At 46.3% G+C, this 24,137-nt stretch carries 19 protein-coding genes and 1 pseudogene; 2 read left to right on the top strand and 18 right to left on the bottom strand.

Going from position 1 to position 24,137, the window contains the following annotated elements; genetic code table 11:
* Positions 1-4: 4 nt before the first annotated feature.
* From rlmN to NYE58_RS14970, 11 genes are all read right to left on the bottom strand, one after another.
* A complete protein-coding gene (rlmN, locus tag NYE58_RS15020; protein ID WP_036686196.1) occupies positions 5-1,045 on the bottom strand; it encodes a 23S rRNA (adenine(2503)-C(2))-methyltransferase RlmN in 1,041 nt (346 codons plus the stop codon).
* Between the two features lie 151 nt (positions 1,046-1,196).
* On the bottom strand, positions 1,197-2,513 hold the full coding sequence (rsmB, locus tag NYE58_RS15015; protein WP_405174059.1) for a 16S rRNA (cytosine(967)-C(5))-methyltransferase RsmB: 1,317 nt from the start codon (positions 2,511-2,513) through the stop codon (positions 1,197-1,199).
* 152 nt (positions 2,514-2,665) lie between these two features.
* The gene (fmt, locus tag NYE58_RS15010; RefSeq protein ID WP_076129147.1) at positions 2,666-3,601 is read right to left on the bottom strand and encodes a methionyl-tRNA formyltransferase; all 936 of its coding nucleotides are present in this window, start codon (positions 3,599-3,601) and stop codon (positions 2,666-2,668) included.
* Positions 3,602-3,606: 5 nt separating this feature from the next.
* Complete coding sequence (gene def / locus NYE58_RS15005; protein WP_036686193.1) at positions 3,607-4,086, bottom strand: peptide deformylase; 480 nt, start codon at positions 4,084-4,086, stop codon at positions 3,607-3,609.
* A gap of 85 nt (positions 4,087-4,171) precedes the next feature.
* Positions 4,172-6,703 (bottom strand): primosomal protein N', encoded by a 2,532-nt coding sequence (gene priA / locus NYE58_RS15000; protein ID WP_341002221.1) that lies wholly within the window; start codon positions 6,701-6,703, stop codon positions 4,172-4,174.
* On the bottom strand, positions 6,703-7,938 hold the full coding sequence (gene coaBC, locus NYE58_RS14995; protein WP_076217709.1) for a bifunctional phosphopantothenoylcysteine decarboxylase/phosphopantothenate--cysteine ligase CoaBC: 1,236 nt from the start codon (positions 7,936-7,938) through the stop codon (positions 6,703-6,705). The genes priA and coaBC overlap by 1 nt, the downstream gene beginning before the upstream one ends.
* A 216-nt stretch (positions 7,939-8,154) precedes the next feature.
* Entirely contained in the window at positions 8,155-8,355 is a 201-nt protein-coding gene (gene rpoZ / locus NYE58_RS14990) for a DNA-directed RNA polymerase subunit omega (RefSeq protein WP_036686188.1), read from the bottom strand.
* A 51-nt stretch (positions 8,356-8,406) separates the two neighbouring features.
* Positions 8,407-8,976, bottom strand: coding sequence for a guanylate kinase (gene gmk, locus NYE58_RS14985; protein ID WP_076129144.1), 570 nt, complete (start codon positions 8,974-8,976; stop codon positions 8,407-8,409).
* A gap of 19 nt (positions 8,977-8,995) precedes the next feature.
* Entirely contained in the window at positions 8,996-9,256 is a 261-nt protein-coding gene (gene remA, locus NYE58_RS14980; protein WP_006209218.1) for an extracellular matrix/biofilm regulator RemA, read from the bottom strand.
* 48 nt (positions 9,257-9,304) lie between these two features.
* Positions 9,305-10,198 carry a YicC/YloC family endoribonuclease gene (locus tag NYE58_RS14975; protein WP_076217708.1) on the bottom strand — a complete coding sequence of 298 codons (894 nt, stop codon included), beginning with the start codon at positions 10,196-10,198 and terminating at the stop codon, positions 9,305-9,307.
* 38 nt (positions 10,199-10,236) lie between these two features.
* Positions 10,237-12,105 carry a bifunctional homocysteine S-methyltransferase/methylenetetrahydrofolate reductase gene (locus NYE58_RS14970; RefSeq protein ID WP_076217707.1) on the bottom strand — a complete coding sequence of 623 codons (1,869 nt, stop codon included), beginning with the start codon at positions 12,103-12,105 and terminating at the stop codon, positions 10,237-10,239.
* Between the two features lie 185 nt (positions 12,106-12,290).
* Between NYE58_RS14970 and NYE58_RS14965 the strand changes: the two genes are divergently transcribed.
* Positions 12,291-12,548 (top strand): hypothetical protein, encoded by a 258-nt coding sequence (locus NYE58_RS14965; RefSeq protein ID WP_076275858.1) that lies wholly within the window; start codon positions 12,291-12,293, stop codon positions 12,546-12,548.
* Here the strand turns inward: NYE58_RS14965 and NYE58_RS14960 are convergent.
* The 5 genes from NYE58_RS14960 to NYE58_RS14940 form a co-directional block, all read right to left on the bottom strand.
* Positions 12,521-13,621 carry a GerAB/ArcD/ProY family transporter gene (locus NYE58_RS14960; protein WP_076129140.1) on the bottom strand — a complete coding sequence of 367 codons (1,101 nt, stop codon included), beginning with the start codon at positions 13,619-13,621 and terminating at the stop codon, positions 12,521-12,523. The genes NYE58_RS14965 and NYE58_RS14960 overlap by 28 nt on opposite strands.
* Positions 13,622-13,643: 22 nt before the next feature.
* Positions 13,644-14,930: a Ger(x)C family spore germination protein gene (locus NYE58_RS14955; RefSeq protein WP_341002219.1), complete on the bottom strand. Its 1,287-nt coding sequence runs from the start codon at positions 14,928-14,930 to the stop codon at positions 13,644-13,646.
* A complete protein-coding gene (locus NYE58_RS14950; RefSeq protein ID WP_076275859.1) occupies positions 14,848-16,509 on the bottom strand; it encodes a spore germination protein in 1,662 nt (553 codons plus the stop codon). The genes NYE58_RS14955 and NYE58_RS14950 overlap by 83 nt, the downstream gene beginning before the upstream one ends.
* Before the next feature lie 146 nt (positions 16,510-16,655).
* On the bottom strand, positions 16,656-17,492 hold the full coding sequence (gene dapF, locus NYE58_RS14945; RefSeq protein ID WP_076219510.1) for a diaminopimelate epimerase: 837 nt from the start codon (positions 17,490-17,492) through the stop codon (positions 16,656-16,658).
* A 137-nt stretch (positions 17,493-17,629) separates the two neighbouring features.
* Positions 17,630-20,446: a calcium-translocating P-type ATPase, SERCA-type gene (locus NYE58_RS14940; protein WP_076189874.1), complete on the bottom strand. Its 2,817-nt coding sequence runs from the start codon at positions 20,444-20,446 to the stop codon at positions 17,630-17,632.
* A gap of 291 nt (positions 20,447-20,737) precedes the next feature.
* On the opposite strand from NYE58_RS14940, the gene NYE58_RS14935 reads away from it, so the two are divergent.
* Positions 20,738-22,627 carry an Rqc2 family fibronectin-binding protein gene (locus NYE58_RS14935; RefSeq protein WP_076275861.1) on the top strand — a complete coding sequence of 630 codons (1,890 nt, stop codon included), beginning with the start codon at positions 20,738-20,740 and terminating at the stop codon, positions 22,625-22,627.
* An 87-nt stretch (positions 22,628-22,714) separates the two neighbouring features.
* Here NYE58_RS14935 and NYE58_RS14930 read toward each other — a convergent pair whose 3' ends face one another.
* Together NYE58_RS14930 and NYE58_RS14925 are read right to left on the bottom strand one after the other, a co-directional pair.
* The gene (locus NYE58_RS14930; RefSeq protein WP_076129160.1) at positions 22,715-23,602 is read right to left on the bottom strand and encodes a PHP domain-containing protein; all 888 of its coding nucleotides are present in this window, start codon (positions 23,600-23,602) and stop codon (positions 22,715-22,717) included.
* 72 nt (positions 23,603-23,674) lie between these two features.
* Positions 23,675-24,127: pseudogene (locus NYE58_RS14925) on the bottom strand (GNAT family N-acetyltransferase); the annotation flags it as partial.
* Positions 24,128-24,137 lie beyond the last annotated feature (10 nt).

The raw sequence follows: 24,137 nt of genomic DNA, 5'->3' as shown, positions 1-24,137 counted from the left end.
ATCCTCACCCCAACTCCATATGTTTGGCACGCAGCTGTCCGCATGCGGCCGCGATATCATGGCCTTGCTCACGGCGAATAGTAACATTCACCCCGTTATCAGCCAAAATACGTTGAAACTCAAAGATATCATTGCGTGAAGTACGTACATATTTTCGCTCAGGCACATGGTTTACCGGAATCAAATTGACGTGGCACAGCATGCTCTTAAGCACCCCGGCCAATTCCTCAGCATGCTCCGGTTGGTCATTTACCCCGCCGATCAAGGCATATTCAAAGCTGACACGTCGTCCCGTCTTAGCTTGATAATAACGCAATGATTCAATTACATCATCAAACGGAAAACGGCGGTTAACAGGCATTAGCTTTGAACGCAAGGCGTCGTTAGGCGCATGAATCGAAATCGCCAAATTAATCTGGGTATCTTCTTCTGCAAATTTATAAATGCTCGGTACAATACCGCTGGTGGAAACAGTAATATGCCGTTGTCCGATATTTAGGCCCTTCTCATGAATCATAAGACGCAGGAATCTCATTGTTGCATCATAGTTCTCAAACGGCTCACCAGTACCCATGATAACAATGCTGCTGACACGTTCGCCGCGCGCATCAAGGATTTGTTGGGAACGGACAACCTGAGCTACAATTTCTCCCGCTGTCAAATCCCGTTTTAATCCACCGAGTGTGGAAGCACAGAAAGTACAGCCGATTCGGCATCCTACTTGGGTTGTTACACAAACGCTATTGCCATAATTATGTTTCATGATAACTGTTTCGATAGCATGATCGTCATGCAATCCAAACAGGAATTTTACAGTTCCATCTTTAGATTCCATTTTAGTAATTTCTGTTAGCGCTGCAATAGAGAATTGTTCATTCAGCTTCTGGCGAAGCCCTTTGGACAAATTGCTCATTGCTTCGAAGTCATTCACACGTTTTACATACAGCCAATCAAAAATTTGTCCACCACGAAAAGCAGGCTCACCATTGTCTTTCGCCCACTGTTGTAACTCTTCTAAGGAAAAATCATATATTAAAGGTTTCATTATTATCTACACCTGTTCTTTCATAAGGATATGCGTATTATTTCTCATTCTTCCTATTTTAACACAAATTTCAGAGACGGTAAAAGAAAACGCCCGCCGTACGGTAGCCCGGCGGGCGGAGGATACTACAATTGTCAGAAAATTTGCTATGTTACAAGACTCTCTGCAGCTTGGAAATATAGAACCCGTCGCTCCCATAATGATGAGGCAGCAGCTGAATTCCCTCACCCTCAGCCAGCGCAGTACCCTCCAGCCTGTCCCATAATGTGGAGGCAAAAGTTACAGCGGTGAAGTCAGGATTCTGCTTCAAAAAGTCAGCTACTACTTCACTATTTTCCGCTTGTTCAGTAGTACAGGTACTATATACCAGAATGCCACCCGGTTTCAACAGTTTAGAGACCGACTGCAGCAATTCCCGTTGCAATGACGCTACGCTAGCCACATCTTCCGGCTGCTTACGCCATTTGAGGTCTGGCTTACGGCGAATTACGCCGAGTCCAGAGCAAGGTGCGTCGAGAAGAATTCTATCAAAGGATTGATGCTCTAAAGTGTGCTCCAGCTCCAGCGCATCTGCACTGCCTGTAGATACGCAATCAAGACCTAAACGTTCTGCTTGATCTGAGATCAATTTCGCTTTATGCAAATGCAGATCATTAGCGTAAATTGATCCTTCATCTTTCATGAGCTCGCCCATATGTGCTGTTTTGCCCCCAGGAGCAGCGCAGCAGTCAAGTACCCTCATCCCAGGCTCCGGAGCTACCGCTTCAGCTACAAGCATAGAACTCTCATCCTGAACGGAGAGATATCCATCACGATACCAGGAGGTGAGCGCCAGGTTTCCGCCGCCTTTCACAACAATGCCATAGGGACTAACCTCAGATGCTGAAGCTTGCAGACCTTGTTCAATCATCTGGTTCAGCAGAGCTTCACGACTGATCATCGTTGTATTCGCACGTACACTGACCGCAGGCGGCTCATTATTAGATGCACAAATCGCTTCCGCCGTGTCGACACCGTACTCGGTAATCCAACGTTCCACTAACCACAACGGATGTGAGTATAATATCGATATCCGCTGCGCTTGACTCAGCCCCTCAGGCAGAACCGGTAGATCACCAGCGCGCAACACACTGCGCAGCACACCGTTAACCATCCCTGAGATTCCCTGGTGGCCTTTTTTCTTCGCTATATTAACAGCCTCATTAACAGCTGCATGGGACGGTATACGATCCAGATACATAATTTGATATAAACTTAACCGCAGTAAATTACGGACCCATGGCTGTAGTTTAGCTATCCCTTTACTAACAAATCCTTCAAGCACATAATCCAAGGTGTTCATCCGCGAAATAGAGCCATAAACCAGTTCTGTGACCAGTCCGGCATCTTCTTTGCTAAGTGTCGCCTTCTGTAGACTGCTGTTGAGCAGCAAATTGCTATATGCACCTTGCTGCTCAACTTTAACCATTATATCAAGCGCGATTTCCCGGGCAGAAGCAGGGGCAACCTTACCCTTATTGCCAGCTCTGCCGTTGTTGCCAACTGCTTTGGAATTGTTCCCCTGTCTCTTACCACCGTTAGGATTTACAGCTGATCGGCCAACACCATTTCCACCGCCGCTCAACCTAACACCGTCCCTGGCTTCATAACAGCACCACGGCTAAAATCGGCCGCACTCATTGCTTTTTTGCCAGCAGGTTGAACCGTTGTCAGCAGCAGACTTCCGTCACCTGTTTTCACTTCGACACCTTGCTCGGTTACAGAAAGCACCGTTCCTGGAGCACTATCGCTTGCTTTCTGCTCTTCAGGCAGTTTAGAAGCCCAAGCTTTAAAGGTCTCACCATTCCAGAGCGTAAATGCGCCGGAAAAAGGAACTAATCCACGAATTCGATTATAGTTATCACGCGAGCTCGCGTTCCAATCCAAACGTTCATCCTCGCGATTAAGGTTAGGAGCATAAGTTGCCTCACTATCGTCTTGCTGAACAGCTTGAACTTTTCCACTCACTAAACGTGGCATTTCAGACTTTAACAGATCTCGTCCCGCTAGGCTTAGCTTCTCAAAAAGAGTTCCAGAGGTATCTTCAGCCTCAATAGCCACTTCGACACGAGAGATCATGTCACCGGTATCCAGCCCTTCCGCCATATACATCAAAGTAACGCCGGTCACTTTCTCACCATTGATGATACTACGCTGAATCGGAGCACCTCCCCGATATTTAGGAAGCAACGAACCGTGTACATTCACACAACCATTCCGCGGTAAGTCCAACACAGCTTTAGGCAAAATTTGACCATAAGCAGCCGTGACGATCAAATCCGGCTCATATGCAGCCAGCTCAGCGACTGCCTCAGGACGACGCATGCGTTCAGGCTGAAGCACAGGTAATCCGAGAGCTAATGCGGCTTCCTTAACTGGTGAAGGAGCCAAGATCTTTTTTCTCCCCTGCGGACGATCCGGTTGGGTGATGACAGCTACAACTTCATAGCCTTCATCTACCAGCATTTGCAAGCTTGGCACCGCAAAGGCTGGAGTTCCCATGAAAACAATCTTCATATTCCTCACTCCTCAGTCTCGTTAGCAGTCATCTCGTACACTTTTTCAGCGATATCTGTAAACAGAACTCCATTCAAATGGTCAATCTCATGCTGAAAAGCCCGGGCAAGTAAACCACTGCCGGTTATCGTAATCTCTTTACCCTCACGGTTAAGGCCACGTACAGTTACAGTCTCCGCACGGCGTACATCACCATTCAAGCCAGGAATACTAAGACATCCTTCTGGCCCTAGCTGTTCACCTTCCATGCTGATGATTTCAGGGTTAATCATTTTGATCAATCCATGCTCTTCATCCGCATCCACCACAATTAGACGTTTCAAAATTCCGACTTGGGGTGCCGCCAGCCCTACTCCTTCAGCGTCATACATCGTATGTGCCATATCATCCAGCAATTTTTTAACATTAGGAGTAACTACAGCTACTTCTTTAGCTTTTTTGTGCAATACTTCATCCGGTTCCTTAACGATCAAACGTATAGCCATTACAAAACACCTTCCCGTTCTGAACATTTCTATATTTAAAGTCAATTGATAAAGCTCTTTTTTTACATTGTAACATGATACGGATTTACATCAACATCTGCGGATCCACATCAATGCTGATCTGAAGACCAGTATCCCGTACAGAATCCTCTAACTCTTCAGCCACTTGGCGGACAAGTCCAATTACATCGATGGCGCCGCGCCATTTTATCATACACTGGAATCTATATCTACCCTTTAATCGAGGGATAGGTGAAGCCACAGGACCCAACAGATCTAACACATCACTGGTTAGCTTATCGAGACTTCCATACCATCTTAGCTGTCTGGCTTTTCCTTGAAGATTCAGAGCATAATTCTCTGCCATCCGCAGTAGAAGCGGCAGCTGTTCATGAGACAATGTGACCAGGATGAGTCTGCAATACGGCGGATAATGGAGGCCTCTACGATGCTTCAGCTCTTCACGTACAAAAGAGAGATAGTCATGTCCGCTGGCATGAATAATGGAATAATGCTCTGGCGTATAGGACTGAACGACCACTTCGCCTGGAAGCTGATGCCGGCCTGCTCTGCCTGCAACTTGTGTAAGCAATTGGAATGTCTTCTCTGCTGCGCGAAAATCGGGCAGGTTCAACGCTGAATCTGCTGTGATTACACCAACAAGAGTGACATCTGGAAAATCCAGTCCCTTTGCTACCATCTGAGTCCCCAGGAGAACATCCGCTTTTTTGTCCCGGAATTGGTTCAGCAGCTTCTCATGTGAGCCTTTTTCTGTTGTTGTGTCCACATCCATACGAATCACTCGTATGCCTGGGAACAGCTTGCCAAGCTCTTCTTCCACCCGCTGTGTACCCGTTCCGAAAAACCGGATATGCTCACTCCCACACTCCGGACAAAGCTTAGGTGCTGGTTCAGCATGGCCACAATAATGACAACGCAAATTGTCACTACGGCTATGATATGTTAGTGAGATATCACATTCCGGACAACCGGCTACGTAACCACAGCTACGACACATGACAAAGGTTGAGAAACCTCTACGATTAAGCAGCAGCACCGTCTGTTCTCCGCGTTCCAGCCTCTCTTCCAGTGCTGAATGAAGCTTTCGGCTGAACATCGAACGGTTGCCTTCTTTAAGCTCTTCCCGCATGTCTACTACATTCACCTTTGGAAGTTCATTTCCAAGCGCACGGGTAGGCATCTCCAGCAGTACCGGTGAAAAATGAATATCACTCTGCGATCTTGCAGCATGATAGCTTTCCAGCGAAGGCGTGGCAGATCCAAGAATCACAGCTGCCCCACACTGCTCTGCTCTACGAATAGCAGCATCACGGGCATGATATTTCGGATTCTCCTCCTGTTTATAAGAGGTCTCATGTTCTTCATCCATAATAATCAGCCCTAAGTTGGAGAAAGGAGCAAACACGGCCGATCTTGCGCCTACAGCGACTGTGGCCTTTCCTTCACGGATTTTACGCCACTCATCGTATCGCTCACCAACAGACAGCCGGCTATGCATAACCGCGACCCCGCTGCCGAACCGTCCCTTAAACCGCTCCACCATTTGTGGCGTTAAAGCAATCTCTGGAACAAGAACAACAGCCTGTCTACCCTGATCTAAACAACGTTTAATACACTGCAAATAGATCTCTGTCTTACCACTACCCGTAACGCCATGAAGCAGAAATACTTCGTGAAGCTGCTCTTCTACGGTTCGAGAAATCCTTGTATATACGACCTCTTGTTCCGCTGTGAGCGGTAGAGGTGCGGTAGGTTTAAAATCTCGCCCTTGATAAGGATCGCGATAGACTTCAATTTCACTGATCTCGATAAATCCTTTTTCCTCCAAGGCCTTTACAGTACTTGCCGTTACTAGGAGTGCAGACAAAACTTCTTTAAGGGCCATGGGGAGTGTAGCTTCCATATCAACTAAAAAGCTCAGAACTTCCTTCTGGCGTGCTGATTTTTTCGGAAATTTGTTCAAAGCCTCACGGGCAGCAGTGACACCTATCGCCAGATCGACTGCCTTGAGCTTTTTCTTGCCCATTTTATCCTTAATGGATTGACTCTCTATAAGTACTCCACGCCGCAGCATGAACTTCACCGTCTCAGCAGCCTCAGGAAATGCACGAGTAAGCTGCTTCATGGAAACTTCGCCACTACGTCCAATAAATTCTGTGATTAGCCGTTCCTCATCCCCTGTGTCCGCAAACATTGGGAACAATTCATCCTCTGGAAATGCTGTCTCTTCCTGCACATCTCCAAGTGAAATCAGCCGTTCTGCCTTCCCTTTTAGAGCGGTGGGCAACATCGCCTGCAGTGCTGAAATTCGTCTACAGGCATATCTTTTACTCATCCAGTCCGCAAGCTCAACTAATTCAGGAGATAAAGGCGGGAGCAGATCCAACACTTCTTGGATTGGCTTCAGGCTAGGATTCACTAGGGTCTCGCCTGATTCTAAAGAAACTACAAAACCTTGGACTGTCCGGTGCCCAAACGGAACGGCTACCCGACTGCCCACTTCAATCCATAATTTCAGGGATTCTGGAATACTATAATCAAATGGCCGGTCAGTGCTGCGTACAGGCACATCCACAATGACCTTGGCGATATCCATTATAATGAAGCTCCAGTAATTCGCTCTGCCACGAGCGTCAGCAAACGACGAGCAACCTCATCCTTCGACAATTGTGGCAATTCAAGCACCAAACCATTCACATCATATATCGAAACGATATTCGTATCCGCTCCAAATCCGGCTCCTGCAGCCGCTACATTGTTAGCAACGATGAGATCGCAGTTTTTGCGGATCAGCTTGTCCTTAGCATAAAATTCCGTATTGCCCGTTTCCGCAGCAAAGCCAACCAAAAACTGCTTGTTTTTGTTCTTACCGAGTGTTTCCAGAATATCCGTTGTCTTCACAAGCTCAAGTGTCATCGTCTCTCCGCTTTTTTTAATCTTAGAAGGCTCACTATGCTTCGGACGGTAATCCGAAACAGCCGCCGCCTTGATCATAATGTCGCAGCTGTCCCACTGTGCGGTAACTGCTTCATACATTTCCTGTGCAGATTGAACACGAATGACTGAAATCTCTGGATCCTGTGGAGGAGCCTCATCTGTACGCGCAGCAATCAACGTTACCTCAGCTCCCATTACGCGCGCAGCACGTGCTAATGCGAAGCCCATTTTACCTGATGAATCATTGGAGATATAACGTACTGGATCAATGCGTTCTACCGTTCCACCCGCTGTGATGACGATTTTTTTACCCACAAGAGGTTTGGATGCGACGCTTGCTTGATGTGCAAAAAAATTCTCAACCACACTCACAATAGCCTCTGGCTCTTCTAGCCGACCTTTGCCAACGTATCCACATGCCAGCAGTCCTTCACCAGGCTCAATAAATTGAATGCCCCGACTAGCGAGAATATTCAAATTATTAAGTACAGCTGGATGCTGATACATATGAACATTCATAGCTGGTGCAACCATAATAGGAGCCGTAGTAGCTAGCAGCGTTGTAGATAACATATCATCGGCGATCCCGTGCGCCATTTTGGCAATCATATTTGCGGTCGCGGGTGCTACCAGCACAAGATCCGCAGCATCTGCCAGATCAATATGTGAAATGGAGGATGGATCTCTCTCCTGGAATGTATCGCTGTATACTCGTTGCTTCGATAGTGACTGTAGAGTTAATTCTGTAATGAACTGCTTCGCCGAAGCTGTCATAATGACATGGACCTCGGCACCTTTTTGGACAAGCTTACTGGTCAAGGACGCCGCTTTATAAGCAGCAATTCCTCCTGTGATTCCAAGTAAAATAGTCTTCCCCTTCAAGCTCTTCAACATGATCTCCCCCCTGTTCCCTACTCTTACAACGAATGGCTATCTTTACGACGAGAAAAAAATAACAACCTTCCGGTTGTCATAAAGAGCCCGGTTCTGGGCTTTCATCATAAATTTAAGACCCGTAAATGCTCCATAACCCAAGAAGAAACGGCAGCGCCTCAAAACAAATAGGCGGCATCCGTTTCTACAATAGGTCATTATTACTTATGCTTGAGACTACTCTTCACCGCGGGTTAGAGTAATGCGATCTTCGTAAATTTCCTCAAGAGCAACACCAACAAATTTATGCGATCTAGGATTCTTCACATCTGTCTTGCCACCCTCACGCAATTGTCTAGCACGACGTGCAGCAGCGACAACGAGCGAATACTTACTGTCAACCTTAGTCATCATTTCATCAATGGATGGATATAGCACTGGGACACCTCTTCATAGTTTACTGTTAATACATTTGACCTTCAGCATAAATTATCTGACTTTACAATGTTCGGCGATAATAATGCTTTCTATTCTCTTACAAGCCAGATCAATCTCATCATTCACAACAGCATAATCATAATGCTGCATTAAGTTGATCTCATCCTCCGCTACAGTCATGCGGTGATCGATCACATCTGGATGCTCAGTACCCCGTCCGCGAATGCGGTCCTTCAACTCGTCCATGGATGGAGGAAGAAGGAACACAAAAATCCCTTCAGGAAATTTCTCTTTAACTTTGAGAGCGCCTTGAACCTCAATTTCGAGAATAATGTCTTTGCCGCTATTGAGAGTTCTCTCCACAAAATCACGTGGAGTACCGTAATAATTACCTACGTACTCCGCGTATTCAAGCAATTGATCGGCTTCGATCATTGCCATAAATTCATCTTTGCTTTTGAAAAAATAGTTGACGCCATCTTCCTCACCCGCACGCGGACTGCGAGTAGTAGCAGAAACTGAGTAGACAAGTTCGGGCATCTTCGGACGTAGTGCTGTACAAACAGTACCTTTACCTACGCCGGAAGGTCCGGATAATATGATGAGCAATCCTTTTGACATAATACACTCCATTTAGTTGTTATTCGTCGTTGTCGTCATCTTTACTGGATAAGCGATGCGCCACAGTCTCCGGCTGTACAGCCGATAGGATGACATGATCACTATCTGTAATGATTACGGCACGAGTCCGTCGGCCATAGGTGGCGTCGATCAACATATGCCGATCACGTGCCTCCTGGATAATACGTTTGATTGGTGCAGATTCCGGACTGACGATAGAAATAATGCGGTTGGCAGACACAATATTTCCAAAGCCAATGTTAATAAGTTTGATTGCCATGTTCCGGTAGTTCCCCCCATAAAGTTCTATGCTATTACCTATTCCCGATTACTCTATGTTCGCAGCTTGTTCTCGAATCTTCTCCAGTTCTGCTTTCATATCTAGCACAAGACCCACGAGAGTTAGATGATTGCATTTCGATCCGATTGTATTCGTCTCACGGTTCATCTCCTGAATGAGAAAATCCAGTTTGCGTCCTACCGGTCCTTTCCCCTTCAGGAGGGCTCTGCATTGCTCGAAATGACTATACAACCGGGTCAACTCTTCATCAATATTACAGCGATCTGCAAAAATAGCGATCTCCATCCCAAATTTATGCTCATCAAAAGCGAACGTCCCATCATTTAGTTCATTTAATCGATGTCGAAGTTTCTCTCGATATTCAATGATTACGACAGGTGCAAGTTCAACCATTTCAGCATGCATGTTCTCAAGATGGTTCAGGCGCTGTTCAATATCTGCGGCTAGATAACTGCCTTCACGGGCGCGCATCTCCAGCAGAGACTGCAAACACTGCTCAAGTCCCGCCTCCAATACTTCGGAGTAGTCTTCTAATGTCGCAGACACGGCACCCGCAGCCTCGTCTTTGCTGTCCATAATACCGGGTATAGAAAGTATATCACGTAAAGTCAACTCACCACTCAAACCATATTCATTCTTAAGCTGCTCTGCTGCCTTTAGATAGGTCATTACAGCAGAGTGATTCAGAACCGGTCTAACAGTCGACTCATCGTGCTCTCTATTGATGGTAACATCTATTCTTCCCCGTTTGATGTGCTGTTGAACCTTTCTTCTCAACACATCCTCATAACCCGTCCAATCCCGGGGCATCCGCAGTACAACTTCGCAGTACCGGTGATTCACCGATTTCACTTCGAACATAATCTTGTAGCCGCCGAATTGCAGGGACGATTGACCGTATCCGGTCATGCTAAATGACAACGGAATCACATCCATTACACTATTGTAATTGATTATTACTAGCGAAACAAGGGGGACAATTTGCGTCCTGATTTCTCCCACACATACTCCATTAGCTGTGCGCTCATATCGTAGAACATGAACGGAGTCATCAGATAGATCCCATTAAAATGGGCAGTAGCAACATCTAACAGTTCCTTAGCGATAGCGACACCTTCTGCTCTTCCAGCTTCCCCTTCAAGTCCCTTCATGCGGTTGCGGACATCGTCCGTAAGCTGAATACCGGGAACCTCATTATGTAGAAACTCTGCATTTCGACCGCTTGCCAGTGGCATAACCCCAATGAATACAGGGATTTCCAGATGTGCTGTTGCCTCAGCTATCTTCACGATAAGTTCCTGATCATAGACAGGCTGAGTCATAATATAGTCGGCACCAGAGGCGATTTTCTTCTCCAGACGTTGCACTGCCTTATCCAAATGTTTAACATTCGGGTTAAACGCAGCTCCGATTACAAAATTCGCTTTCTGTTTCAAAGGTTTACCTGAGAAGGAAATCCCGTCATTCAGCTGCTTGATCATTCTAATTATCTCAAAAGAAGTTAAATCATAAACCGAGCTTGAGCCGGGAAGATCTCCAAATTTCGCAGGATCACCTGTTACGGCCAGCACATGATCAATTCCAAGCGCATCAAAACCCATCAAATGGGATTGAGTACCAATCAAATTACGATCCCGGCAAGCAATATGCACTAGCGGACGAAGTCCGGTTTTAGCGAGCACCAAATGCCCCAACGCCATATTGCTCATCCGTGTAACAGCCAGAGAATTGTCGGCGAGTGTCAACGCATCCGCGCCTGCTCTTCTTAGCGCTTCTGCACCCTGCATAAACTTTGCGATATCCAATTCACGAGGTGGATCAAGCTCAACAATAACCGTATGTCGTTCCTTTACCAGATCAACCAGGTTCGGCTCTCTACCCTCTCTATCTTCATCGCCAAAATTATCTTGCAGCGATACACGCTCCACAGTAGGTGGCAACGGTTTAGGAAGCGGTTGCGGTACATAATTCTTCAGTGCAGTCGAGATTTCTGCGATATGCTGCGGAGTTGTACCACAGCAACCACCGATTATCCGGCAGCCCATCTCCGCAAAAGTCTGCGCCATTTGCCCAAAATATTCTGGAGAAGCCCCGTACCGGTATTCTCCGTCTACATAATCCGCTACACCCGCATTTGGATACACAGAAACTGGCAAAACCAGGCTCCCTTGTACAGCTTTGAGCGCCCGCTTCATTCCGTTCGGGCCTGTGTTACAGTTAAATCCGATAACATCAGCGCCATCGCTTTCCAGGATACGGAAAGCTTCCGGCAAAGTTAATCCATCTAATGTGCGTGCTGTTTCATCGACAGCTAATTGGCAAACTACAGGAAGCGAGCTGATCTTGCGGAGCGTTCTTAGAGCTAAATGCAGTTCCTCAACATCGTAGAAGGTTTCCAGCATAATGCCATCTACGTCCTCATCTAACAATGCAGCAATCTGCTGTGTAAAATATTTTTTCAGCTCTGTGGAAGAGAGATTCGCACGTTTGCCCGCGCGAATAGATCCTACAGCTCCTAATACATACCCATGATCTCCAGCAGCCCGGCGAGCGATTCTAACCCCTGCTCGATTGATTTCCTCCACCTTAGATTCTAGACCATATTTAGAGAGCCTGTCATAGTTCGCCGAGAAGGTGTTGCTCTCCAGCAGCACTGCCCCTGCCTCAATATAGCTGCGGTGAACATCTTCGATTACTCCCGGAGAGGTCAAATTCAATTCTTCATAGGAAATGCCGACCGGGAAACCCTTCTGATATAAGTAGGTGCCCATCGCTCCGTCTCCGACTAATACTTTATTTCCCCATGCGGAACGTAAATCCGGCTTCACAACAAGATCCTCCCCTGCCACATTAGTTTCTAACTTTAGTTTCATACTAATGTAACATAAATCGGTATGGATGATAAGCTTTCCAAAAGAAATGCATTTAGACCAAAATATCCACCATGCATGTTCATCTATAAAAAGCTTCATACTAACGTTAATGCTGATATTTCCATAAAGGAGAGAATACTTTGAAGAAAAAAACAAGAAAGTTTCTGATCCGAAAATACGCTGTAACTTTACTGCTAGCCATTCTCTGTTTATTGTATATTTATTTGCTAGATTGGCTGTATGGCTATGGGCTGGGTAACGTCGGCTATATCCTTAATTATCTATTCTATACCGCCTCTGAGAAAGCAACGGCTTTTATTTTGCTGCTCTGCTTGTTCATCCCCGATATCTACTACTGGAAAACAGGACATCAACCAGAACGTGGCGGGGAAAGATGACTTCTTATCGCCGCAACAATGACAAGAATTACAGGGATCAACACCATAAAGAAGGGGAAAATCGTATATAACAATCTCCCGCCCTCATTAATATGTTCAGTAAAGCTCCGCGCGTTCAACATCGAGCTGAACAGAATGATCAGAGCACAGGGATAGACCATTCTCCGGTAAGGAATTTTGAACAATTCGGAAATCCCTATAAGTGCCGCCGCAAAAAACACTGACATTTTGAAAAAAACGCCGATAATCAGCACCATAACTACTAGAATATCCACACGTTGAATAAAATCAGAGATTGAAATCTTGCTAATCGTGGGCATCAGAGGGAGGGGTGAACGTTTCACAATATCTGTGCCCAGCACGGAGATATTCAGCATCATGGTCAGACTTAAGAGCAAACCTGAAACAAATATCCCTGCTCCGATGACCCAAGGACCTTTTTTAACATTGTTCAGATAGGGCATTAGCATGGTAAAACAAATCATTTCACCAAAAGGGAACATATAGTTCTGGCGAATGACAGATTCGATCACAGGCTGGAACCCATTCTCAAAAACAGGAAGCAATCGATTCAAATTAATGGAGCCCGATAACATCAGCATGATCGAGCAAAATATACCTATCAGCATTACGAGAGTTGCAAATACCAATGAAGTTCGGGATAACACCTCTACTCCTTTATGCAAAACATACGCAGAAGATAAGATCATCAATGTAGATATGATAAACAACGGTGTGCGGTGCATAGTAGCCATAACCAGCATGGAACTGCCATCCCGTAAATCACGACCCGCTAAATTGAGAAAAAGGATAATGTAGAGAACGGAAATCACCGTACCTAAGGATCTTCCCAGCAGCTTGCGGGTATATGCCGTTAAGGGGAGATCCGGAAACTTTCTGTATAAATAAGTGTACCCCGAAAAAATAATCAAACCGATCAAATTTCCGAGCAGTATGGATATCCACGCATCTTTACCAGACTCCATCCCAAGATTCACTACCAGTGCTGTTCCAAGTTCAAACAACAAAGTCAACGTGAAAAATTGGAGTAATCCTATTTTTATTTTTCCCATAGCTGCTCCTCCTTTATCGTCATTACTTATACTTGGACTGAAAGGAATCACTCCGCATATCCGTATGCCTGATCACAGCATCCGTATTGATATTAATCTGGCAGGTTCCAAATATACGATCCCAATGATCTTTTACTTGTTTCCAGCCACGTGGATTAGCTCTTTCTGCTGCTTCACCAAAACCTAGATAATCACTTTTTAACGAACGGGCAGTTGTTATGGCAGCGCGAATCTGTTCTTTAATATTCTTTTCCAAAAGCTTCGAAAGATTATTTAACACCGTTGGATCTGTTAGATCCAAGCCATTGGGCGATTCTTTTAATCCAGCCTGCTGAGTGACGTTAATCGTGAAGATAGGATGCTCTATGTCTTTCGCATCAGCGTGGATATGTACCTGTGATAAATACACATTAAACGATATATAATCATTCTCGCCTATCGAGACCAGTACCGGCATCTGAGAGATTTTATTCTTAAGCAGAACGGTACCGATCGCCTCCTCCCCTTGCAGCCACCCTTTAAGCTTGTCTTCTTTAAAAGCTGCAAGACCCGTAACTTTTATTATGGCCTCCGGTCTTATTTTTTTTAAATTATCATTACTTTCCCTCTGCTCCAAATCTCCAGTCACTAGCACGCCATTGATCACTGGCCCCCCACCAGGAACCTGTATCCCCCGGATAATATCATCCACTTCCATCCGATAGTTATATCCGAATTGCTTGGAGGTCGTCTGCAGCTTTTCCACCAAATCGTTGGATGGAATTCTTCCGAACACGGTCATAGTCGTCATACATTCACTAGCAGGCTGTCCCTTGGAAATAAAAATCAGACTTGTCAGCCGGGTTTCACTTTCCCTTTCCAGCACATCCATGATATCCTTGATGCCTTCTTGCGCGAACTTCTCGGAAATGATGACTACCCGAATATGTCCTAAAGACAAAAAACGTGCAGTCTGACGCGAGGCATTGGCTAATGCTTCAAACATAGAGCGGCCGCTACCTTTATATACCGAAACAGGTGAAGTCCCTCTAGCGTTCTTCCCAGAGATTTCGTCAGCAACGATAACCTGAAAGGATACTACGTATTTCTCTTCTTCTGTAGGTCCTCTATCTATGGACACACCCGAAACGATGGCTCTTCTGTTTAATTCCACACTATCCCAGCAACCTGTGAGACTAAGACAGATCAATACGCAAGGTAAAAGTCCTGCTAAGAAAAAATTGCATTTACTCAGAATCTTGCTTTTCTTTCTTATGCGACTGTGTCCCTTTAGTCTTATCAAGAATTTTTGGAGATAGGTTCTGTTCATGTCCGGTTGTGATCTCCTTCCCTTCTGAAATGTTCCCTTGCTGCGCAGTAGCAGGAGCTGGTTCTGCTGTGCCAAGCGCCCACAAAGGCAACCTTAAGACGGCATCCTTCTGACCTCTAGATGACAAAGGCACGATTGGAGACAAATAAGGAACGCCAAAAGTCCGCAGACTGTTCATATGTGCAACCAGTACGATTAAACCCAATGTAATCCCGTAAAAACCAAACATACCGGCCAATATCAAAAAACCAAAGCGGATAATTCTGCCCGCAATCGCCATGTTATACGCTGGAATGGCAAAGCTCGCAATCCCGGTCAACGCGACCACAATCACCATAACGGGCGTAATAATTCCAGCCTCTACCACGGCCTGACCAAGAATCAGAGCACCTACTACAGATACGGTCTGCCCAACTGCACGCGGCATTCTTACTCCCGCTTCCCGGATGATCTCAAACGCACCTTCCATTAGAATAGCTTCGACAAAAGCGGGGAAAGGCACATTTTCTCGTTGCGATAACAGGTTGATCAGCAAAGTCGTAGGGATCATCTCATAATGAAACGTCGTTAAAGCTATATACACGGAAGGCCCTAGAATAAGCACGATAAAACTGATATACCGAATAATTCGCATCAGAATAGCAATATCGAACCTTTGCGCATAATCCGAAGCTGACTGAAAAAAAAGAGTGAAAACCGCAGGCAAAATCAATACAAAAGGGGTGCCATCAACGACAATCACTACCCTCCCTTCTAACAGATTCGTTGCAGCCACGTCTGGCCGCTCGCTGTTATTGATCGTTGGAAAAGGGGTAAAGGTCTTATCCTGAATCAGCTCTTCGATATAACCGGATTCCATGATGGCATCTACATTAATCTGTTGCAGCCGTTTTCTAGCTTCTTCAACCAGCTTCTCGTCCGCAGTATCCTTGATGTACATTAAAGCCACATCGGTCTGAGTTACCGACCCGATCTTCACATGCTCGAGCCTTAGTTTGGGTGATCTTATTCTTCTGCGTATTAATGAGACATTCGTAGCCAAAGATTCAACAAAGCTATCCTTTGGACCACGCACAACTAGCTGAGTCGAGGGTTCAGTGACAGAACGAGCTTCCCCTCCTTCAGTCTCACACATGATGCCACTGTCATAACCTTCAATGAGAATCAGTGTCTTCCCAGAAAGAATTCCGAGCAGCACCTCGTTCCAATCCTCCTGCAGCTGCGCTTCACCTATTTCCAGGGCACGGTTTAAGATGAGGTCATTCAGATTATTTGCTGCAGTATTACTTTCCTTGAGCATCTCATCCGTAATAGAGAGCAATGAACCCATTACAAATTGATTAACGGTTTCTGTCTTAGCTAGACCATTAAGATGTACCGCAGCAGCCTCAACAAAGGATTGCTCACCAAGCTTTACCTGGCGGATTCTAAGATCCGGACTATCTCCCAGCTCGGTAATGATATTGTTTAGTGTCTGCTCCAGATGAATGGTTAATCTGGCTCCAGAACCTGAACCCGCCGGGTCTGCTTGCTGTCCCTTACCGGATTTATTTCTTTTAGTTAACCCGTTGATGTTCAACAAGCTCCCCTCCTTTTTTCATAAACATTGTAGTATTATTCTCGGTTACTCCTTCCATTATTCGGCTGCTTAAAGTCACATCAGGTTAGAAACACAAAAAAGGCAGTCCAAGAATGCGCTCTTGGACTGCCCTTTTTGTTATTTTTTTATATTGCTACACTGCCCGTGAATACGACCTCAGCAGGCCCAGTCATATACACATGATTATCCTCTTCATTCCATTCAATATAGAGATCGCCGCCCTTTAGACTAATCCAAGCTGCCCGGTCTGTAAGATCGTTCAGCACAGAGGAGACAAGGGTTGCACAAGCTCCTGTGCCACAGGCAAGCGTAGGTCCTGCTCCACGTTCCCATACGCGCATATCCACTCTACCCCGATCAAGCACCGTTGCGAATTCAACGTTCACCTTTCTCGGGAACAAAGGATGTACCTCAAGCTTAGGTCCCCATGTGGCAAGATCAAAATTCACTGCATCTTCTACGTAAATCACGCAATGAGGATTTCCCATGGATACCGCTGTGAACGTAAATTCGGTTCCGTCCGCTCCAATCGGCTGAGAGAGCACTGGCTCTGCATCAATAGATACTGGAATTTGCAGACCGGACAATACAGGTTCGCCCATATCTACGGTTACAGTCTCCACAACACCGTCTTTCACGTTTAATGTAACCTTTTGTTCTCCGGCACCAATCGTTTCTATTACAATCTGCTCTGAGCTTACCAGTCCGTGGTCATATACATATTTAGAGACACAGCGAATAGCATTTCCGCACTGCTCCGCCTCCGAACCATCAGAATTCATAATACGCATCATGAAATCGCCACGCTCAGAAGGAAGGATATATACCAATCCGTCAGCACCGATTCCAAAGAACCGGTTGCATAGGGTTACAGCAAGCTCCGCTGCATTACTTGGCAGCTCTTGCTCACCGAAAACAACGATGAAGTCATTACCGAGGCCGTGCATTTTTGTAAATTCCATTAAAAGTCCACTCCTAAAGGTTATGTTATGTTAGCATTCGCTTAAGCTTAAGGTTCTGTGTAATTTAGCATTTCGCAAGCATATGAGCGGTTAACTGCAACAAGTATACCTTTAGGAATGGAGCATTAGTATTGACTTTATGCTGAAATTTTTGTACTTTTTATCATCGTACTGCCGCTGCGCCCCCGATTACGTTTGCCGCCCCAAACACTGCCGGCACCCATCAAGAAGGTTGGGATCCCCGCTGTTACAAACACCAGACACCATTCGCGGAAATTGAGCGGCACTGTTTTGAAGACAGGCTGGAGCACAGGCACGTACATTACGGCCAGCATCAGTAAGACTGATGACAATACGGCAAGCACTAGATACTTATTCTGGAACGGATTGCGGTGGAACACTGAGCGCGAGCTGCGGCAATCGAAGACGTGGATCAACTGTGCCATAACGAGTGTCGCAAAAGCCACCGACTGTGCCCGAATCAATTGTGCAGGATTCTCTGGTGCTATACGTAAAGTTAGCCAAAATGCTCCTAGCGTACATAAGCCAATTAAGAGTCCACGGCTTATAATTTTCCAGCCTAAGCGGCGGGCAAAAATATTCTCTTTCGCACCACGCGGTTTATGCTCCATCAAATCCTTCTCGGGCTGATCCACGCCAAGGGCCATCGCTGGCAGTCCGTCTGTCACCAGATTGACCCAAAGGATTTGAATGGGAACGAGTGGCAATGGCAGAGCGAGCATCATGGCAAAGAACATTGTCAGAATTTCTCCTACATTGGATGCCAACAAATAACGAATGAATTTACGAATATTCTCATAGATGTTTCTGCCTTCTTCGATGGCTGCAACGATCGTAGAGAAGTTATCATCTCCGAGAACAAGTGATGATGCTTCTTTGGTCACATCTGTGCCTGTGATACCCATGGCTATTCCGATATCCGCAGCCTTAATGGCTGGAGCGTCATTCACTCCATCTCCGGTCATAGCCACTACGTGACCATGACGTTGTAGCGATTTAACGATCCGAAGCTTATGCTCTGGAGATACGCGGGCGAATACATACACATTGTCCGATACCTTATCCAGCTCATCATCATCCATCCGGGTTAACTGAGCACCTGTCAGCACCGTTCCCCCACGCTGCAGAATTCCCAGCTGGTGAGCAATAGCCTCGGCAGTTGTTCCATGGTCACCGGTAATCATAACCGTCTTAATCCCGGCCCGGCGTGTGACGCTGATGGCATCGCGGACTTCACGACGTGGCGGATCAATCATTCCAGCCAAACCAATAAAGACTAATTGATTCTCCGCATCCTTTTCACTATTCACATGTTCATTTGGACGCATATCCCGGTAAGCCATACCTAGCACACGAAGGGCTCCAGAAGCCATCTGCTCATTGGCATCAAGCACCTTTTGCCGCAAAGTCGGCGTACAAGGCACAACACCGCCCTCCCAAAGCATGTATGAGCAGCGATTGAGCAGTACATCGGGCGCACCTTTTGTACATACCATCCGTCCTCCAGGATGGCCTACGATCACAGACATCAGCTTCCGTTCAGAATCAAACGGAAATTCCTGTTCACGAGTGTAGGTTACGGCAAGCGTCTGAGCGGTCAGACCCATCTTTCCAGACAGTGCCACGAGTGCTCCTTCAGTCGGGTCGCCCTTCAGTTCCCAAACGGAAGTGTTGTCTGCAGACTTTTCAAGAATAGCATCCTTATCCTTCCCTTTGCGTTTGCCTCGCACTTCAGACTGGAAGGTCTCGATGATTTCCGCGTTGCTGCATAATGCGCCTACCTGCAACATCCGCCGTAAGCTTTGATCATGTTTTAGATCCACTGCTTTACCTTTCTCCAGAACCTGTCCATTTGGAGCATACCCTTCGCCTGTTACCTCAAGACCACGTCCACCCGTCCATAATCGGGTCACCGTCATTTTATTCTGCGTTAAAGTTCCTGTCTTGTCTGAACAGATTACCGAGGCACAGCCCAGCGTTTCCACTGACGGCAATTTACGAACGATAGCTTTGCGTTTGATCATCCGCTGCACACCTAGCGCAAGCGCAATAGTTACAATAGCGGGGAGCCCTTCCGGAATCGCGGCAACTGCCAAGCTCACACCAGCCAAGAACATGGAGGTGGCAGGCTGTCCATGCAGAATACCTGCTGCCACAACTACAATTGTCAATCCCAGAGATACGTAGATCAGAATCTTCCCTAGTTGCTCAAGCCGGTGCTGCAAAGGTGTTTCCTGAGAATCCGTATTCTGGATTAGATCTGCTATCTTACCCATTTCCGTATTCATACCGGTACGGATTACAACAGCTCTCCCTGTTCCTCTGGTTACCATAGTGCCCATGAAGCCTAAATTCTTCTGATCACCAAGCGGAATCTCTTCTGCACGGATCGCTTCCGAATGCTTCGAGACAGGCAATGATTCCCCAGTAAGTGCGGATTCTTCCACATATAGAGCACTGCATTCCAACCAACGTACATCAGCAGGAATCCGATCACCACTCTCCAGCAAGACAATATCGCCTGGCACCAACAGCTTGGCTGGGATAATCTCGCTATTCCCTCCACGTAGCACTTTCGCAGAAGGTGCGGAGAGCTGCTTTAAAGCTCTGAGCGAACGTTCGGCGCGAAACTCCTGAACAAATCCAAGCGCTCCATTCAGTAGGATAATCGCGATGATCGTGATGGCATCCAAGTATTCGCCTAGCAACCCGGATACAAGCGTTGCACCCATGAGCACAAGCACCATGAAATCCTTGAACTGGTTCAACAGCAGGGTAAACGGAGATACTGTCTTTCCTTCCGACAGCTCGTTGTACCCGTTCTCCTTTCGTCTCTCCGCGGCTTCCTCATCACTGAGGCCCGTCCTTGGCTGGACATTGAACATTTTCTGCAGCTCTTCTGCACCGAGACGGTGCCAACTGTTTTGTTCCATGACTTTTCTTTCCCTCCCGGTCGTTTCTTTACTTCCGGCGGCGCACAGCTTTTCCACCTGTTCATGACAAATGTATTCAAGGTCGTCCAATAATATCACCCCTATCCAATTCCCCTTTTGCGCGAATGTCCTAAAGTATGGCATCATAGAGAGGTAAGCATAAACGTCTTTGGCGTCCTTATAAGGACAGGTAGGCGTTTGAGCGAGAAATATAAGACATAAAGTATTGTGTGAAACTTTTACTTTCTTATATTTAAGAAATTCATTTCACGGCGACAGGAGAGCTTTATCATGGCATTAGACGGCATTGTTACCAAAGCTATCGTGCACGAATTGCAATCATTCATAGGTGCACGTATAGGAAAAATATATCAACCGAACAATCACGATTTAATTTTTAACCTGCGCGGCGCAGGTGGCGGCGGCAAGCTGCTGCTCTCTGCTAATCCTACGTATCCTCGGGTGCATTTTACCGAAAGAAACAGCATTAATCCTTCGGAAGCCCCCATGTTCTGCATGCTTATGCGGAAGCATTGTGAGGGAGGGACCATTGAAAGCATTACGCAGGTAGGCATGGAACGAATTATTCACATAAACGTCAAGACTAGAGATGAGCTTGGTGACGTATTTGCCAAAAAGATCATCATAGAGCTCATGGGTCGGCACAGTAACATCATTCTTACTGATCTCAGCTCTGGAACGATCATAGACGGCATTCATCATGTAACTCCATCGATTAGCAGCTATCGGATTGTGATGCCCGGCATCGCCTACACAGAGCCGCCTCAGCAGCATAAGCTGAACCCTTTGGAAATCGGCCAGGAGCAATTTCTCAATTTAATCTCCGCTGCTGAAGAAGCTGCGCTGATAGAGAATGTTGAGGAGGAAGCTGAGCCAGAAGAAATCATTGAGGGAGAGCTTGCTAATCTGATCACAAAAGAAGCAGTAGAGCAAAAACCTGACGGCTCTGGCGGTCCATCTCCCTCAGCTGACCCGGTGGGCTGGATGGTACACGCTTTCAGCGGAATGAGCCCGCTGATTGCTGGTGAAATTGCTCTTCGTCTGAGAAACACCTTGGATAAAGGCGAAGTTACAGAAACCGAAGCAGCGTTTCCAACAAAATTATGGGTTGCCTTCCATTCCGTAATGGGACCCGTATGCGATAACGAGTTTTCTCCTGTTGCAGGTGCAAACGCAAAAGGTAAAATGATTTTTTCTGCAATCCCCTTAACACTTCTGGGTGAGAGTGCGAAACATTACAACTCCATCAGTGAATGTATGGAGGATTATTACGGAGATAAAGCCGAGCGCGATACTGTAAAGCAACGGGTGAGTGATTTGATCCGTTTCCTCAGCAATGAACGGAGCAAAAACGTTAAAAAACTCGCTAATTTGCAGAAGGATCTCGACGAAGCTCAGGATGCTGATCGTTACCGCATTTGGGGTGAGTTGCTTTTCGCTTCATTACACGCGGTATCTAAAGGGGATAAAGAAGCCTCCTTGGTCAATTATTATGATGAAAATCAGGCGGAAATGGTGGTTCCGCTCGATCCGTTATTAAATCCTTCGGACAATGCACAACGTTATTTCAAAAAATACAACAAATATAAAAACAGCCTGCTTGTTATTAATGAACAGCTTTTGAAGACGCATGAGGAAATTTTGTATATGGAGAGTCTGCTGCAGCAACTTGCCCACGCTTCCCTCAACGACATTGAGGAGATCCGCGACGAGCTTGTAAGCCAAGGTTATCTGCGTGACCGGAGCAAAAAGGGTAAAAAGAAGAAAAAGGCCACCAGACCCACATTACAGGTCTTCACCTCTTCAGAAGGAATCGATATTTATGTCGGCAAAAATAATTTGCAGAACGAATACGTCACCAATCGGCTGGCTTCTCCGAATGATACTTGGCTGCATACCAAGGACATCCCCGGATCACACGTGGTCATCAGAAGTGAGCAATTTGGAGATGCAACGCTAGAAGAAGCCGCTCAGCTTGCCGCTTATTTCAGCCAAGCCAAACAGTCCAGCAGTGTGCCTGTGGACTGTACATTGATCCGCTATGTACGTAAGCCAAGCGGTTCCAAGCCGGGATTTGTAATCTATGATCATCAAAAGACACTGTTCGTCACACCTAATGAGGAAAGAATTAAGAGTCTTCCAAATACTTTGAGAAGCTAACTACTAGATATAAAGAAACCTCCAGCTGCAGATGTTGAACATCTAAGGCTGGAGGTTTTTATAATTTGCTCCGCAAATCGACTAATTTCATGCCTTCTTGTTTAAAAACTTCAGTACTTCTGTAGAAACCGTAACACTGCCGATATCCCCGTGAAAAATTACGCCTTGACGGGCACCATGAAAGTCAGAACCTCCGGTTATTAACAGATTATAATCCTCAGCCATAACTTGATAACGTTCTTCTTCCGCAGGTCCATGATCAGAGTGATAGACCTCAATCCCTTTAAAAGCGCCTTGCTCCAGAATATCTCGCACCAGAAGGTCATCCCCGTACAAGCCCGGGTGGGCTAATACTGGAGACCCTCCTGCCTCAATGATCCACTCGCAAGCTTCCTCCGGTGTGATTCTGGGAGGTGACACATAGGCTGCTGCACCCTCGGCCAAATACTTGTTGAAGGCATCTCTCATATCGGTAGCTGCCCCAAGCCGAACCAGCTCGTCGGCAATATGTGGCCGGCCGATGCTTTCGTCAGGCTTCAATTCCCGCCCGATCCCCGCTATAACCTGTTCCAAGGTAATCGCAATCCCAAGGTCTTGCAGCTTGGTAATTATCGCTTCATTCCTAAGTGCCCGGGTATCTCTTAGCCCTTCCAAACGTGAGAGAAATTGTTCATTCTCAGGATCAACATAATAGCCCAGCACATGAATGTCTTTGCCACCAGCACGCGTACTGATCTCAACACCAGGCACAACGGTTATTCCGTACTTCTCTCCTGCTTCACAGGCTTCCTTCACGCCAGCTACTGTATCATGATCCGTAATGGCAACAGCGCTTAGCCCCTTCTCCTTAGCAAGCCGTACATTCTCCGCTGGCGGCTGCATGCCGTCAGAGGCTTGAGTATGGGTATGGAGGTCGCATACATCCTTAGCGGATAGGTTACCTGCATTCTCCCACTCTTCCCGCAGAATCCCCATTTTTATGGCATCATAGTATTCTCCTCGCACGATTCGTGCTTTACGGACGCGAGCTTCCTCCACCATGCCACATTTCGCTGCCAACCCGATCATTCTTTTATTCCCTGACCAGGTGCCTATTCCAAGACGGACTGTATCAAGAGAATTAAATAAATAATCTATCCACATCTTAAACGCTTCCGTACCGTAACCACCTGACCAATAACTAGAATCAAAGATTACTATACCAATCTCCATCCAGTTGGTTTCTTGCGATATCCAGTAGCGCCCTACTTTCCCCTTTACCTTGCCGTCTATTTCTATGATCAACAGGTTACGCGGGGTTTCCGTCTCAACTAACGCCAAATGACCTATGTAGTCCTCGGTAAACTTTTCGAATCTTTGATGTGTCAAAGATTTATAGGGACCATCCCATTTCAAGTGTTCACGGTCTTCAGCTTCATGATAGTGATAATAAAGCTTCTGAAAATCAGCCTCTGTAATATCGCGCAATACTAGCTTTTCTCCACGTAGAACAATTGACATTGTAATATCC

The organism is Paenibacillus sp. FSL L8-0708, assembly GCF_038009325.1.
GTDB classification, from domain to species: Bacteria; Bacillota; Bacilli; order Paenibacillales; family Paenibacillaceae; genus Paenibacillus_AQ; species Paenibacillus_AQ odorifer.
Note: the sequence above shows the minus strand (reverse complement) of the source record. Positions and strands in the feature narration are given on the sequence as shown.